12 protein-coding genes are annotated in these 12,970 nt (G+C 68.8%); 4 read left to right on the forward strand and 8 right to left on the reverse strand.

The genetic code is table 11. The annotated features are described in order from the left end of the window. Positions 1–10: 10 nt before the first annotated feature. The 3 genes from FBY39_RS14965 to FBY39_RS14975 all read right to left on the reverse strand — a co-directional run bounded on the left by FBY39_RS14965 (position 11) and on the right by FBY39_RS14975 (position 2,249). Positions 11–379, reverse strand: a complete 369-nt coding sequence (locus tag FBY39_RS14965) for a hypothetical protein (protein WP_141933231.1) — start codon at positions 377–379, stop codon at positions 11–13. Continuing rightward, positions 376–1,269, reverse strand: a complete 894-nt coding sequence (gene truB / locus FBY39_RS14970; protein ID WP_141933233.1) for a tRNA pseudouridine(55) synthase TruB — start codon at positions 1,267–1,269, stop codon at positions 376–378. The genes FBY39_RS14965 and truB overlap by 4 nt, the downstream gene beginning before the upstream one ends. 101 nt (positions 1,270–1,370) lie before the next feature. Further along, complete coding sequence (locus FBY39_RS14975) at positions 1,371–2,249, reverse strand: endonuclease domain-containing protein (protein WP_141933236.1); 879 nt, start codon at positions 2,247–2,249, stop codon at positions 1,371–1,373. A 209-nt stretch (positions 2,250–2,458) separates the two neighbouring features. Between FBY39_RS14975 and FBY39_RS14980 the strand changes: the two genes are divergently transcribed. Continuing rightward, positions 2,459–3,325 (forward strand): A/G-specific adenine glycosylase, encoded by an 867-nt coding sequence (locus FBY39_RS14980; protein ID WP_141933239.1) that lies wholly within the window; start codon positions 2,459–2,461, stop codon positions 3,323–3,325. 19 nt (positions 3,326–3,344) lie between these two features. Here FBY39_RS14980 and rbfA read toward each other — a convergent pair whose 3' ends face one another. The 5 genes from rbfA to FBY39_RS15005 all read right to left on the reverse strand — a co-directional run bounded on the left by rbfA (position 3,345) and on the right by FBY39_RS15005 (position 9,916). Beyond that, a complete protein-coding gene (rbfA, locus tag FBY39_RS14985) occupies positions 3,345–3,779 on the reverse strand; it encodes a 30S ribosome-binding factor RbfA (RefSeq protein WP_141933241.1) in 435 nt (144 codons plus the stop codon). A gap of 64 nt (positions 3,780–3,843) precedes the next feature. After that, complete coding sequence (gene infB, locus FBY39_RS14990; protein WP_141933245.1) at positions 3,844–6,642, reverse strand: translation initiation factor IF-2; 2,799 nt, start codon at positions 6,640–6,642, stop codon at positions 3,844–3,846. A 60-nt stretch (positions 6,643–6,702) separates the two neighbouring features. After that, entirely contained in the window at positions 6,703–6,975 is a 273-nt protein-coding gene (locus FBY39_RS14995) for a YlxR family protein (RefSeq protein ID WP_141933247.1), read from the reverse strand. Positions 6,976–7,006: 31 nt separating this feature from the next. Next, positions 7,007–7,993, reverse strand: a complete 987-nt coding sequence (nusA, locus tag FBY39_RS15000; RefSeq protein WP_141933249.1) for a transcription termination factor NusA — start codon at positions 7,991–7,993, stop codon at positions 7,007–7,009. Between the two features lie 105 nt (positions 7,994–8,098). Next, positions 8,099–9,916: a lipase family protein gene (locus tag FBY39_RS15005; RefSeq protein ID WP_141933252.1), complete on the reverse strand. Its 1,818-nt coding sequence runs from the start codon at positions 9,914–9,916 to the stop codon at positions 8,099–8,101. Positions 9,917–10,005: 89 nt separating this feature from the next. Here FBY39_RS15005 and FBY39_RS15010 point away from each other — a divergent pair, with 89 nt between their 5' ends. The 3 genes from FBY39_RS15010 (at position 10,006) to FBY39_RS15020 (ending at position 12,970) form a co-directional block, all read left to right on the forward strand. After that, positions 10,006–11,511, forward strand: coding sequence for a sodium:alanine symporter family protein (locus tag FBY39_RS15010; protein WP_141933253.1), 1,506 nt, complete (start codon positions 10,006–10,008; stop codon positions 11,509–11,511). Positions 11,512–11,545: 34 nt separating this feature from the next. Further along, positions 11,546–12,364, forward strand: coding sequence for a DUF1206 domain-containing protein (locus FBY39_RS15015; RefSeq protein WP_141933257.1), 819 nt, complete (start codon positions 11,546–11,548; stop codon positions 12,362–12,364). 90 nt (positions 12,365–12,454) lie between these two features. Then, positions 12,455–12,970: a pyridoxamine 5'-phosphate oxidase family protein gene (locus FBY39_RS15020; protein WP_141933259.1), complete on the forward strand. Its 516-nt coding sequence runs from the start codon at positions 12,455–12,457 to the stop codon at positions 12,968–12,970.

The raw sequence follows: 12,970 nt of genomic DNA on the forward strand, positions 1-12,970 counted from the left end.
CGACCCGCGCTCATGCCAGCTGGACGGTCCAGATGGCATGCATGCGCCAGACCATGATCGCGACCGCGAGAGCAGCGATGCCCATGATCACGGTGCTCCACCGGCTCCGCTCGAGCAGCGCCCAGAAGACGGCGGCGGGCGGAAGGAGGGCGGCGGAGACGAGATAGACCCAGTACTCGAGCAGGCTGCCCGTGGGCGGGTTGCCCGCGAGCGGGGCGATGATCGCCATCACGATCTGAGCCAGCAGAAGGACCTCGACGAGCGCGAGCGAACCGACCGACAGGTCGCTCGGGCGTCGGCCCGCGAGACCCAGGATGACGCAGAGCAGACCGCTCAGCGAGGCGATCGCGACCTGCGCGATCGTGAACCACAGGATCATGACGCCTTCTCCTCCGGCATGTTCATCGTGCTCTTCACATCGGCCCCGCGCTTCTCCACGACTCCGACGAGTCCGCCGTCCGGCGCCACTGCCGCGGCCGGCGACGACGGCAGACGCGCCGCCGCGCCCGACAGGCGCTTCCCGTGCCTGAGGTCACGTGCTTCGTCTGCGCTCACTTCGATGCGGCCGAGCACCGTGGATGCCGCGACCGCAGGATCGATCAGGCACTCCCCCGCGATGTCGTCGACGGACACGGCATCCGTCACGGAGAAGGGACCGATGCGTGTGCGTCGGAGGGCAGTGAGGTGGCCGCCGACGCCCAGCGACGCGCCGAGGTCGCGCGCGAGGGCGCGGATGTAGGTGCCGCTCGAGCAGTCGACGACGACATCGAGGTCGACGACGCCGGTGGCGTCGACCGTCGACCGCCGGAAGGTGAGCACGTCGAAGCGGGACACCGTCACCTCGCGCGCGGCGAGCGTGACCTCCTCCCCCGCACGGGCGAGGTCGTAGGCGCGCCGCCCTTGGACCTTGATGGCTGAAACGCGACTGGGCACCTGCGAGATGCGACCGGTGAGCGGCTCGATCGCGGCACGGACCGCGTCGTCGGCGAGGAACGCGGCATCCGTCACGTTCGTGATCGCACCGTCGGCGTCGTCGGTATCGGTGGATGCGCCGAGACGGATCGTCGCCTCATACGTCTTGTCGAGCCCGACCATGAAGGTCAGAAGGCGCGTCGCCCCGTCCACTCCGAGCACCAAGAGACCCGTCGCCATCGGGTCGAGCGTGCCGGCGTGGCCGACCTTGCGCGTCCCCAGAGCGCGGCGCGCACGCGCCACCACGTCATGGCTCGTGATGCCCGGGGGTTTGTCGACGAGCAGGATCCCAGGCATGCCCACCAGCCTACGGCGGTCGACTCCCCCGCGCGGATTCGAGGAGATCCGCCGTTCTGAGGACGATAGCCGCGCAGATCTCCTCAGAATCGCTGATCTCCTCAGAACCGCCGCGTCGCCCCGGGCCGTTCTCGATGGAGTCCCTGAGCGACAGCCCGCATCACGAGGTCCTGCACCGTGTGCCACTCGTCGACCATCTGGCGGTATCCGACGCGGATGACGTGATAGCCCATGAGGGTCAGGCGGGCATCGTGGGAGATGTCGGACGTGCGCTGAGCCCCCACGTGGTGGCCGCCGTCGATCTGCAGGACGAGGCGGTCGCCGATCAGGAAGTCGACGCGGTGTCCCGCGATCCACACTTGCGGAACGATGGCGACGCCCAGCCAGCTCAACCGTGGCACGACGAACGACTCGAGGCCCGAGTCGGAGTACGGACTCGCGGCGGAGAGGATCTTGCGCGCGGCGGGCGGAAGCGGCATCCGACCCATCTGCGAGCGATCGATGAGATGCGAGTTGAGCGCGGACTCCCACACGGCCAGCGCCGACTCATAAGGCTGACAGCCCGCCACGAGGACGAGTGCGTTCTCGATCGAATCGAGGAGGGCATCGGGATGCCGCGGAACGACGGGCTTCGCCCAATGGACGGTTGCACCGGAAGCACGGAGGCCCCCCGCGTGGGCGGGGGCCGCGACATGCGGACGGTCGAGATCGAGCACCCAGAGACCCCGCCGCCTCGCGAGCGTGATGCACGAGAGCACGACCCCTGCCCGCGCAGCGGCGAGCAGCTCGGGGTCGGCGTCGGGTCGCGCGACCCAGCCCTTGCGCACACGCCACAGCACGCCCTGCGCGACGGCGCGGTCGAGCTGATGACGGCTGAAGCCAGCGCGCTGCAGCGCTCGCACCGGCACGACTCCGCCATCGGCGCGAACGCGCGAAGCGAGATTCTGCGCTCCACGCGCTTGCAACCCCGGCTCGCCCATGCCGTGAGGATTCCACGACGCCGCGTCCGACTGAGGCCACGCCCCCGTTCTGTGAGTCATGGCGCAGATGGCCCTGGCTGGGGAGGAGGCGCCGCGCGCGCAGTCCTGAGGAGATCCGCGATTCCGAGGGCGTTTCCGGGCGTATCGTCCTCACAATCGCAGATCTCCTCGGGATCGCGGGGCCCGCGGGCGCGCATAGGCTGAGTCGCATGCCCGACCTCGCGACGCCACTCATCGCGTGGTACCGCGACAACGCTCGCGACCTCCCCTGGCGGCGCGAAGGCTTCGGCGCGTGGGGCACGCTCGTGAGCGAGTTCATGCTCCAGCAGACACCCGTCAACCGCGTCGTGCCGCACCTCGAGGCTTGGCTGACGCGCTGGCCGACCCCCGCGTCGCTCGCCGCCGAACCCCCTGCGGAGGCCGTGCGTCAATGGGCGAACCTCGGGTACCCCCGGCGGGCGCTCTGGCTGCATCGTGCGGCGACGGAGATCCGGGACCGGCACGGCGATACCGTTCCGGACGATGTCGACGAGCTCCTCACCCTCACGGGGATCGGCGACTACACCGCACGAGCGGTGGCAGTGTTCGCTTACGGCCTGCGGCATCCCGTCGTCGACACCAACACGCGCCGCGTCCTGGCTCGCGCCGTAGACGGACGATCACAGCCGGGCCCGCCGTCGAAAGCCGACCTGACGGCGATGGAGGCGATCCTCCCGGCTTCGACGACGGATGCCGCCATCGTCAACGCCGCCGCAATGGAACTCGGAGCGGTCGTCTGCACGGCCCGATCGCCCCGCTGCGAGGCATGTCCGATCTCGGACAGATGTGCGTGGCGCACCGCCGGCTATCCGGATACCGGCGACTCCCGCCGCCGTCAGGCGACCTACGAGGGAAGCGATCGCCAAGCGCGTGGCGCCGTTCTCAAGGCGCTCCGGGATGCCGGGAGCCAGGGCATCCCCATCGAGGACGTCATCGCGTCGTGGGCGGATGCCGCGCAGCGCGACCGCGCGATCGACTCGCTCATCGCCGACGGCCTCGCCGAAGCCGTCGACGACCACCTCCATCTGCCGCGCTGATCAGCGGGCAGAGCGCGCGTCAGTCCTCGTCGCCGGCTTCGCGCGGCTTGACGTAGGGGTCTTCATCGCCGGCGTACGTCGCCGACGAAGCGAGACCCGCTACTGCCGCGTCGCGTTCCTGCGCCTCGCGGAGGAGCTCCGCGATGTGCCCGGCGTTCTCGGGGAGCGCGTCGGGGATGAACTCGAGCGACGGCGTGAGCCGGGTGTTGAGGTGCTTCCCCACTTCGGAACGCAGCATGCCCGTCGCGGAGCGGAGCGCTTCTCCGGACGCCTCGCGCTCCTCGTCGGAGCCCAGCACCGTATAGAACACCGAGGCGTGCTGAAGGTCGCCCGTCACGCGGACATCGGTGATCGTGACGAAGCCCAGCCGCGGGTCGCGCAGCCCCTTCTCGAGACGCTCGGCGAGGATGACGCGGATGCGGTCGCCCAGGCGTGCCTGACGCTCACTGGCCATGTGTGTTCCTTTCGACGGAGGAGGAGCGCCCCGCGATGAACGGGACGCTCCTCATCGACTTCGATCAGCCGCGCGGCTTCTCGACCATTTCGGTGGTCTCGATCTCGTCGCCGATCTGGATGTCGTTGTACTTGCCCAGTCCGATACCCGCCTCGAAGTCCGTCCGGACCTCGGTGACGTCGTCCTTGAAGCGACGGAGCGACTCGATCGCGAGACCGTCCGCGATGACGACGCCATCGCGGATGACGCGCGCCTTCGCGTTTCGCGTGATCGTGCCCGAGCGGACGATGACACCGGCGATGTTGCCGAACTTCGAGGAGCGGAACACCTCGCGGATCTCGGCGACACCCGACTGGACCTCTTCGTACTCCGGCTTGAGCAGGCCCTTGAGCGACTGCTCGACGTCATCGATCGCGTTGTAGATGACGGAGTAGAACCGGACGTCCACACCTTCACGGGCGGCGCGCTCGCGCGCCTTCGTGTCGGGACGGACGTTGAATCCGATGACGATCGCGTTGTCGATCGTCGCGAGGTTGATGTCGGACTCGGTGATGGCTCCGACACCGCGGTGGATGATGCGCAGCTGCACCGAGTCATCGACCTCGATCTTGAGCAGCGACTCTTCCAGCGCCTCGACGGCACCGGAGACGTCGCCCTTGATGATGAGGTTGAGCGACTCGACCTTGCCCTCTTCGAGAGCACGCGTGAAGTCCTCGAGCGAGATGCGCTTGCGAGCCTTCGCGAGCTGGGCGTTGCGCTCGGCTGCTTCACGCTTCTCGGCGATCTGGCGGGCCGTGCGGTCCTCCTCGGTCACGATGAACGTGTCACCGGCGCGCGGCACGGAGTTCAGACCCTGCACCTGGACGGGACGCGAGGGGTAGGCCTCGTCGACGGCGTCGCCGTTCTCGTCGATCATCGCGCGGACGCGGCCGTAAGCGGTGCCCGCCACGATCGCATCGCCGACGCGCAGCGTTCCCGACTGGATGAGCACCGTCGCGACGGAACCGCGGCCCTTGTCGAGCTTCGCTTCGATCGCGACACCACGTGCCGCCTTGTTGGGGTTGGCCGTGAGGTCGAGACCTGCGTCGGCCGTCAGGAGGACGGCATCCAGGAGTTCCTGGATGTTCGTGCCCTGGCGTGCCGAGACGTCGACGAACATGACGTCGCCGCCGTACTCCTCTGCGACGAGTCCGTACTCGGTCAACTGCTGACGCACCTTGGCGGGATTCGCGTCGGGCTTGTCGACCTTGTTGACGGCGACCACGACCGGCACACCGGCGGCCTGCGCGTGGTTGAGCGCCTCCACCGTCTGCGGCATGATGCCGTCGTCGGCGGCGACCACGAGGATCGCGATGTCGGTGACCTGCGCACCACGGGCACGCATGGCCGTGAAGGCCTCGTGACCGGGGGTGTCGATGAAGGTGATGGCACGATCGATGCCGTCGTGCTCGGTCCACACCTGGTATGCACCGATGTGCTGCGTGATCCCACCGGCCTCGCCGGCGACGACGTTCGTCTGACGGATCGCATCGAGCAGTCGCGTCTTACCGTGGTCGACGTGACCCATGACGGTGACGACGGGCGGACGGATCTCGAGATCCTCTTCGTTCTCCGCTTCGAGCTCGGCATCGAGATCGAGACCGAAGCCCTCGAGGAGCTCCTTGTCTTCGTCCTCGGGCGAGACCATCTGGATCTTGTAGCCGAGCTCGGCGCCGAGAACCTCGAAGGTCGCTTCATCGAGCGATTCGGTGGCCGTGGCCATCTCACCGAGGTTGAACAGGATCGTCACGAGCGTGCCGGGCTGCACCGTGTAGCCGTTGAGAGCTTCGAGCTTGTCGGCGAAGTCGGAGATCGACGCGCCGCGCCGGAGCCGGATGATCTCGCCGTTGCCCTTCTGGACGTTGACGCCACCGACGATCGGCGCAGAGCGCATCTCGAACTCTTGACGCTTCGCCCTGCGCGACTTGCGCTGCTTGGACTTGCCGCCACCCTTACCGAATGCGCCGGCCGTGCCACCGCCGGGACCACGGCCGCGACCGCCGCCACCACCGGGGCGACCCGCGAAGCCACCGCCACCGGGTGCACCCGCACCGGGTGCGCCGGGACGCTGGAAGCCACCGCCGCCACCGGGACGACCGGCACCGCCGGGACGCTGCTGGAACGGAGCGCCGGGACGACCGCCACCGCCGGGACGACCGGCACCGCCGGGACGCGGAGCGCCCGGACGGGGGGCGCCGGGGCGCGGAGCCTGGGGCCTGGGGATGTTGCCGGGGGAAGGACGCTGGCCCATCCCCTGTGCGGACGCGAAGGGGTTGTTGCCCGGGCGCGGTCCTGCCGGACGCTGGCCCATCCCCTGCGACGAGGCGAAGGGGTTGTTACCGGGACGCGGCGTGCCGCCGGGGCGCGGAGGCTGCGGCGTCCCGCCACCGGGCTTGGGGGCTGCGGCCTCGGCAGACGCCGCGGGAGTCTCGGGCGAAGCCTCGGGAGCCGCGGGGGCGGGTGCCGGTGCGGGCGACGCCTTCGGTGCGGCGGGAGCAGGGGATGCTGCGGGGGCTGCGGCCTCCGACGGAGCCGCAGGGGCGGCCGGAGCCGGAGCGGGTGCCGGTGTCGGCGCGGCCGGGCGAGCCGGGCCGGGGCGAGCCGCGGGGCCGGGCCTGCCGGCCGGGCGCGCGGGTGCCGCAGCGGGGGTGTTCGCGCCGTCGGCCTCGAGGGCCGCACGGAGCTTTCGAGCCACAGGAGGCTCGATCGTCGACGAGGGGCTCTTGACGAACTCGCCGAGCTCCTTCAGCTTGGCCAGTGCGACCTTGCTGTCGACGCCGAGTTCCGAGGCGATCTCGTGGACACGGGGTTTGGCATTTGCCACTTGTTGTTCTCCAGTCTGGGGTCTGCCCAGACTGGGCAGACCACTATTCGCGGACGGGACTCATTTCGAGCCGTTCACTTTGTTTCCATAGCCGTTCAGCCGTTTCTCGATGGTCTGCGTGTCGAGCGAGCCCGACACACGGAGTGCGCGTACGAAAGCCCGGCGCCGCACTGCGGCATCCATGCATTCTTGTGTCGGATGCACCCACGCTCCCCGCCCCGGCAGAATCGCTCGCTCATCTATGACGAGGATCGAATCGTGGGAGACCACTCTCAGAAGAGCGGACCGGGATGAGCGCGCGCGACAACCGACGCACGTTCGTACGGGTTCCATGGTACACCTCGACCAGGCCGCGCCGGGCGGCCTAGCCTTCCAGCACGCTGTCGGGCTGGATGTCGATCTTGGCCCCCGTGAGCTTTGCGGCGAGGCGCGCGTTCTGCCCCTCCTTGCCGATCGCGAGCGAGAGCTGGTAGTCGGGGACGAGCGCCCGGACGGCCTTGCTCGACGCGTCGAGGATGAAGCTCGACGTCACCTTGGCGGGCGACAGCGCGTTGGCCACGAACTTCGCGAGTTCGGGGTCGTAGTCCACGATGTCGATCTTCTCGCCGTGCAGTTCCTCGGTGACAGCACGCACACGACGTCCGAGCTCGCCGATGCACGCGCCCTTGGCGTTGATCGAGGGATCGTTCGCCTTGACGGCGATCTTCGTACGGTGGCCCGCCTCGCGCGCGAGCGACACGATCTCGACGAGTCCGTTCGCGATCTCGGGAACCTCGAGCGCGAAGAGCTTGCGGACGAGGCCGGGGTGCGTGCGGGAGACCGTGATCTGCGGTCCCTTCGTGCCCTTCGACACGCCCGTCACGTAGACGCGCAGTCGGGACCCGTGGGCGTACTCCTCGCCCGGCACCTGCTCCTCGGGCGGAAGGATCGCCTCGACGGTTCCGAGGTCGACGTGCACCATTCGGGGGTTCGGTCCCTGCTGCACGATACCCGCGACGATGTCGCCTTCGCGGCCGCGGAACTCGCCCAGCACCGCGTCGTCGGCGATGTCGCGCAGTCGCTGGCTGATGACCTGCTTCGCGGCGAACGCGGCGATGCGCCCGAAGTCCTCGGGTGTGGACTCCTCCTCGCCGATGACGACGTCGTCCTCATCCAGAAGGGGCACGAAGACCGCGACGTGACCCGTCTTGCGATCCAGTTCGGCGCGGGCGCCGTCCGGCAGCGTGCCCGTCGGCGAGGTGTGCTTGGCGTAGGCGGTGAGAATCGCCTGCTCGATGATGCGGACGAGTTCGTCGAAGGGGATCTCCTTCTCACGCTCGACGGTCCGAAGCAAAGCGAGATCGATATCCACGATGGGGCCTCCGTATTCAGCTCTCACCGGCGCGAGTTGCGAGCACCGGAACCATCCCACGTTACCGGATGCCGCCACCGCCGGCCCTGGGAAGGCGCCGAACGGTCATCGCGCGCAGTCGTCGTACGGCTCGCCGTCGCTGCTGAGCACCGTTTCCGTCCACGAGATCAGGACCGGCAGGAAGCTCGAGCCTGGCAGCAGGGTGCCCAGATGGTCGTACCCGCGGTAGACGAGACGCCGCGCCTGTCCGCCTTCCTCGCACACCTGCGCGAAGAACTCCTCCTGGAGGTGCGGGGGGATGACTTCGTCCTCGTCGCCCCACACCATCAGGAGCGGCACGTCCCATGGCCCGGTCGCGGCATTGGCCGCCAACCGCTCACCCAAGGGGCCCCTCGTGAGGTCGCCGACGTAGAGGGGACGGTCCTCGGACACCCCGAGAGCCGTCGCGACCGAGACGACGACACCGGGGTCGCTCGGGCACCGCTGCGTCATCTCACGCACGATGGCTTCCGCGCCGGGAGCGACGTAGCGACCGAGGTCGACGTCGTCGTACGTGTCCGCGTAGGGCACGAGCACCCACGAGGTGAGGATCGACAGGAGCGCGTCATCGGAGCGCTTGGGCAGTTCCTCGGCGAGCGCGAGGGGGTCGGACACGGGTGCGAGCACAGCGGTGCCGCGCATGACGATGTCGGAGGCGTACTCGGGCGCGATCTTCGACATCCACAGCGCCGCATGCCCCCCTTGCGAATGTCCCCACGCGACGGTGCGCCGCGAGAGCACGGGCCCGTCGAGCTCTCGCGCGGCGAGGACGGCGTCGAGCGAAGATCGCGCTTCGCCTCGACCGATGAGGTACGGGAAGACTCCCGGCGCACCTTGCCCGGAGTAGTCGGATGCCACGACGACCCAGCCGCGATCGAGGGCGTCGTTGAGCGCGGGGATCGCCCACCGCGTCGCAGAGGCATCCCGCAGACTCGGCGCGCATCCGCGCGCGACCCCGGTCGTGCCGTGGTTCCAGGCGATGACGGGTCGAGGGCCGGGCGGCGGGTCGTCCGGGACGATCACGAGTGCGCTCGCGACGGCCGGCTGGCCGAGGGCGTCACGCGTCGTGTAGAGGATGCGCGTCACGGAGGCATCCGGTGGATTCTGTCCCTGGAACTCGTCGAAGCGGATCAGTCGTCCGTGGTCGTAGGGCACGAGGGCGGGCGGGTCGTAGAAGGCATCGACCACGGTGGCCCGCTCGAGCAGCCATTCGTTGGCCCACCAGCCGCCCACCGCGGCGGTCACCAGGACGGCGCACAGCGCGTAGCGTCCGGCCGCGGTCCACGCCTGGACTCGTCGCGTGGGCTTCGCCTCGGGAGCATCCTTACCGGCCTGACGAAGCCCACGGACGGCACGAACGATCGTCGTGATGCCGAAGAGGACCGTCCTCACCCCGAAGACGATCGCCACGACGAGGATCGAGACGTCGGGCCATGTGAGCGCGAGGACACCGAACGCGATCTGCGCGCCGCCCCACACCGCGGCGAGAACCCTCCTGCTCGCCCCGCGGACGACGAACGCATCGAAGATCGAGGCCAGCCCGCCCAGCATCAGCAGATACGCCAGAACTCCCGGGAGGAGTTCGAGACTGCGCCCGAGCCCGACGAGGATCGCGACACCGGCGAGTGCCCAGACGGCAGCGAGGATGCGGCGTGCCCATCCTGCGTCTCGACCGGTGAGCTCGGCGATTCCCGATGCGATGGCACTGAGGCCCACGTAGATCGTCAGGACGACGAGGGACGTGAGCGGGCGCGTGACGATGAGCAACCCGAGGAGGAGGGCGAGGGCTCCCACGATGAGCAGCGCGAGCGGAGGGGCTCCGGCGAGCAGCCGCGGCAGAGCGCTCCACCGCGGTCCCCACCGGCTCCGCGACGCTCGTTTCACCGTCCCGATTCTAGATCGGGCGCACGAAGCGGCACGGCCACTCGGTGTCGTGGTGGCGTGGCTCAGGCCTCGACCGCCATACTGACGCCATGAACGAGATCAACGACTGGCTCGTGACGTGGGGCGACAACCTCTGGACGTGGATCGTCCTTCCTGTCGTCGTGGGTCTCGGCATCTACTTCACGGTTCGATCGGGCGTCGTGCAGTTCCGGCTCATCCCCGAGATGTTCCGCACCCTCACCGACAAGACGCCCCGCACGGACTCGGGCGAGCCGCAGTCGGTCTCGGCGTTCCAGGCGTTCACGATCTCGGCGGCCTCCCGCGTGGGCGTCGGCAACATCGCCGGCGTCGGAACGGCGATCGCTCTGGGCGGTCCCGGCGCGGTGTTCTGGATGTGGCTCATGGCCTTCATCGGCGGCGCCTCGAGCTTCATCGAGTCCTCGCTCGCACAGCTCTACAAGACCCGCGACACCGACGGATTCCGCGGCGGACCCGCGTACTACATGGAGCGGGGACTCGGGGCGCGGTGGATGGGCATCCTCTTCGCCGTCATCCTCATCGTCTGCTTCCCGTTCGCCTTCAGCTCGCTCCAGGCCAACACGATCACCGCGACGCTCGCCTCTTCGCTCGGCAGTGACCCCGACGGATGGCTCGCGTGGGTCGTCGGCGGTGCGATCGCCCTGCTGACGGGGCTCGTGGTGTTCGGAGGCGTCCGCCGGATCGCCTCGGTCACCCAGACCCTCGTTCCCGCGATGGCTCTTCTGTACCTGCTGCTCGGACTCGTCGTCGTCGCCCTCCACATCGACCGGCTCCCCGCCGTGTTCGCGGAGATCTTCACGCAGGCATGGGGATTCAACGAGGTCGTGGGGGCCGCCTTCGGCTACATCATCCTGACGGGCATCCGCCGCGGGATGTTCTCGAACGAGGCGGGCCTCGGCTCGGCGCCGAACGCCGGAGCATCCGCCGCCGTCACCCACCCCGTCAAGCAGGGTCTCGTCCAGACGCTCGGCGTGTACTTCGACACCTTCCTCGTCTGCTCGATCACGGCCTTCATCATCCTCGTGTCCGTGCCCGACCTCGCCTCCGCGGAGCGCGGCATCGGTCTGACACAGGGGGCGCTCGTGGGGACCCTCGGCGAATGGTCCAACATCGCGCTCAGCGTCATCATCTTCCTGCTGGCCTTCTCCTCGATCCTCGGTAACTACTACTACGGCGAGTCCAATATCGAATTCATCACGCCGAGGCGGAGCATCCTGACGGCCTATCGGATCCTCGTCATCGTCGCCGTGCTCGCCGGATCGGTCGCGGGCGCGGACCTCGTGTGGAGCTTCGCCGACGGGGTGATGGGCCTCATGGCTCTCACGAACCTCGTCGCCATCGCACTGCTGTCCGGTGTCGCATTCCGTCTGCTCAAGGACTACACACGCCAACGACGCGAGGGTCGCGACCCCGTCTTCACGAGGGATCGGCTCCCGGGGGTCCGCGGTATCGAGCTGTGGGAGGACGAGCTGAGCGTCACGGGTCCGCTCGACATCGTCGTCAAGCGACGCCAGAGCGAGAAGCACCGCGATCACCTGCACGGCCGCGAAGGATGATCGGCGGGGCGCCCGCCTGTTCTAGAGTCCAGGAGTGACCGACGCCGTCAAGGATGCCGCGCGAACCGCTGAATCGAGCGTCGCCTTCCGCGTACTCGCCCGCAGCGGCTTCGCTGCGAACGGTCTGGTGCACCTCCTCCTCGGCACGATCGTGATCGCCGTCGCCCTCGGTGCGGAGGGGAACGCGGATCAAGCCGGCGCATTCACCGCGATCGCGAGAGCACCCCTGGGGTTCGCTGCGCTCTGGCTCCTCGCGATCGGTCTGGTGGCACTCGGCCTGTGGCACGCGGCGGAAGCGATCCTCGCGCGCGCTCCGGGGAAGGACATCACGGCGGATGCCCGAAAGTGGGGCCTTCGCATCTCGGAAGGGGGTCAGGCGCTCATCTTCGCCACCCTCGGCATCCTCTCCGCGGCGGTCGCGCTGGGGGCGCGGCCGAACGGCGAGGAGGCCGCGGAGGGAGCGAGCCGCGGGATCCTCACGGTGTTCGGCGGCTCCATCGTGCTCGGACTCGTCGGACTCGGGATCGGAATCGGGGGGATCTCCTTCATCGTCATGGGCTTTCTCCGCAGCTTCCACAAGAAGGTCGACATCCCACCTGGACCTTTCGGAAAGGGCATCACGGTGCTCGGTGTCGTCGGCTTCATCGCCAAGGGGATCGCGCTCGTGATCGTCGGCATCCTCCTCGGCGTCGCTGCCGTCACGCTGGATCCCGAGACCGCGGGCGGGATCGACGGTGCCGTGCAGGCCCTCCTCGCACTCACTTACGGTCCGTGGCTCGCGGGCGCGGTCGGCGCAGGCTTCGTCGCCTACGCGGTGTTCTGCCTCTTCCGCGCCCGCTACGCGCGGATGTGAGGCGAGCCCTTCGCCGTCCGCTTCGTAGGCCGCGGCATCCCCTGTGTCAATCCCCTGCCGTGAGAACGATGCCGGGCGCACAGTCGTGACATGAGCGAGAACCGACCGAATGAGATCACCGGGCCCGAGACGAGAGCGCGCGTCAAGGAGCTCGTCGAAGACATCGACTTCACGATGCTGACGACGCAGGATGCCGCGGGGAATCTCGTGAGCAGGCCCATGAGCACGCGACAGATGGACGAGGCGGGGAACATCTGGTTCTTCACCCTCGACGACACGAAGAAGGTCGAAGAGGCCGAAGCCGACCACCACGTGGGCCTCTCCTACCTCGACGCGAAGGGCCATCGCTATGTGTCCGTCGCCGGCCGTGCGCGCACCGTCGACGATCGGGCGAAGATGGAGGAGCTCTACTCGCCCTCGCTGGACATCTGGTTCGAAGACGGCCTCGACACCGCGGGAATCACCCTGCTGAAGGTGACTCCCGTCGAGTGCGAGTTCTGGGAGCCTCGGCACGGGACGCTCGCTGCGGCCGCGGGCATGCTGAAGGCCCTCGTGACCCGTGACACCCCTGACGACATGATGAACCACGGCCGGGTCACGTTCTAG

The sequence above is a fragment of the Microbacterium sp. SLBN-146 genome (assembly GCF_006715145.1).
Classification (GTDB): Bacteria; Actinomycetota; Actinomycetes; order Actinomycetales; family Microbacteriaceae; genus Microbacterium.

What these genes read in the sequence shown, in the direction of transcription:
- FBY39_RS14965 (WP_141933231.1), bottom strand. Translation starts at nt 379, where the DNA reads ATGATCCTGTGGTTCACGATCGCGCAGGTCGCGATCGCCTCGCTGAGC.
- truB (WP_141933233.1), bottom strand. Translation starts at nt 1,269, where the DNA reads ATGCCTGGGATCCTGCTCGTCGACAAACCCCCGGGCATCACGAGCCAT.
- FBY39_RS14975 (WP_141933236.1), bottom strand. Translation starts at nt 2,249, where the DNA reads ATGGGCGAGCCGGGGTTGCAAGCGCGTGGAGCGCAGAATCTCGCTTCG.
- FBY39_RS14980 (WP_141933239.1), top strand. Translation starts at nt 2,459, where the DNA reads ATGCCCGACCTCGCGACGCCACTCATCGCGTGGTACCGCGACAACGCT.
- rbfA (WP_141933241.1), bottom strand. Translation starts at nt 3,779, where the DNA reads ATGGCCAGTGAGCGTCAGGCACGCCTGGGCGACCGCATCCGCGTCATC.
- FBY39_RS14995 (WP_141933247.1), bottom strand. Translation starts at nt 6,975, where the DNA reads ATGGAACCCGTACGAACGTGCGTCGGTTGTCGCGCGCGCTCATCCCGG.
- FBY39_RS15010 (WP_141933253.1), top strand. Translation starts at nt 10,006, where the DNA reads ATGAACGAGATCAACGACTGGCTCGTGACGTGGGGCGACAACCTCTGG.
- FBY39_RS15020 (WP_141933259.1), top strand. Translation starts at nt 12,455, where the DNA reads ATGAGCGAGAACCGACCGAATGAGATCACCGGGCCCGAGACGAGAGCG.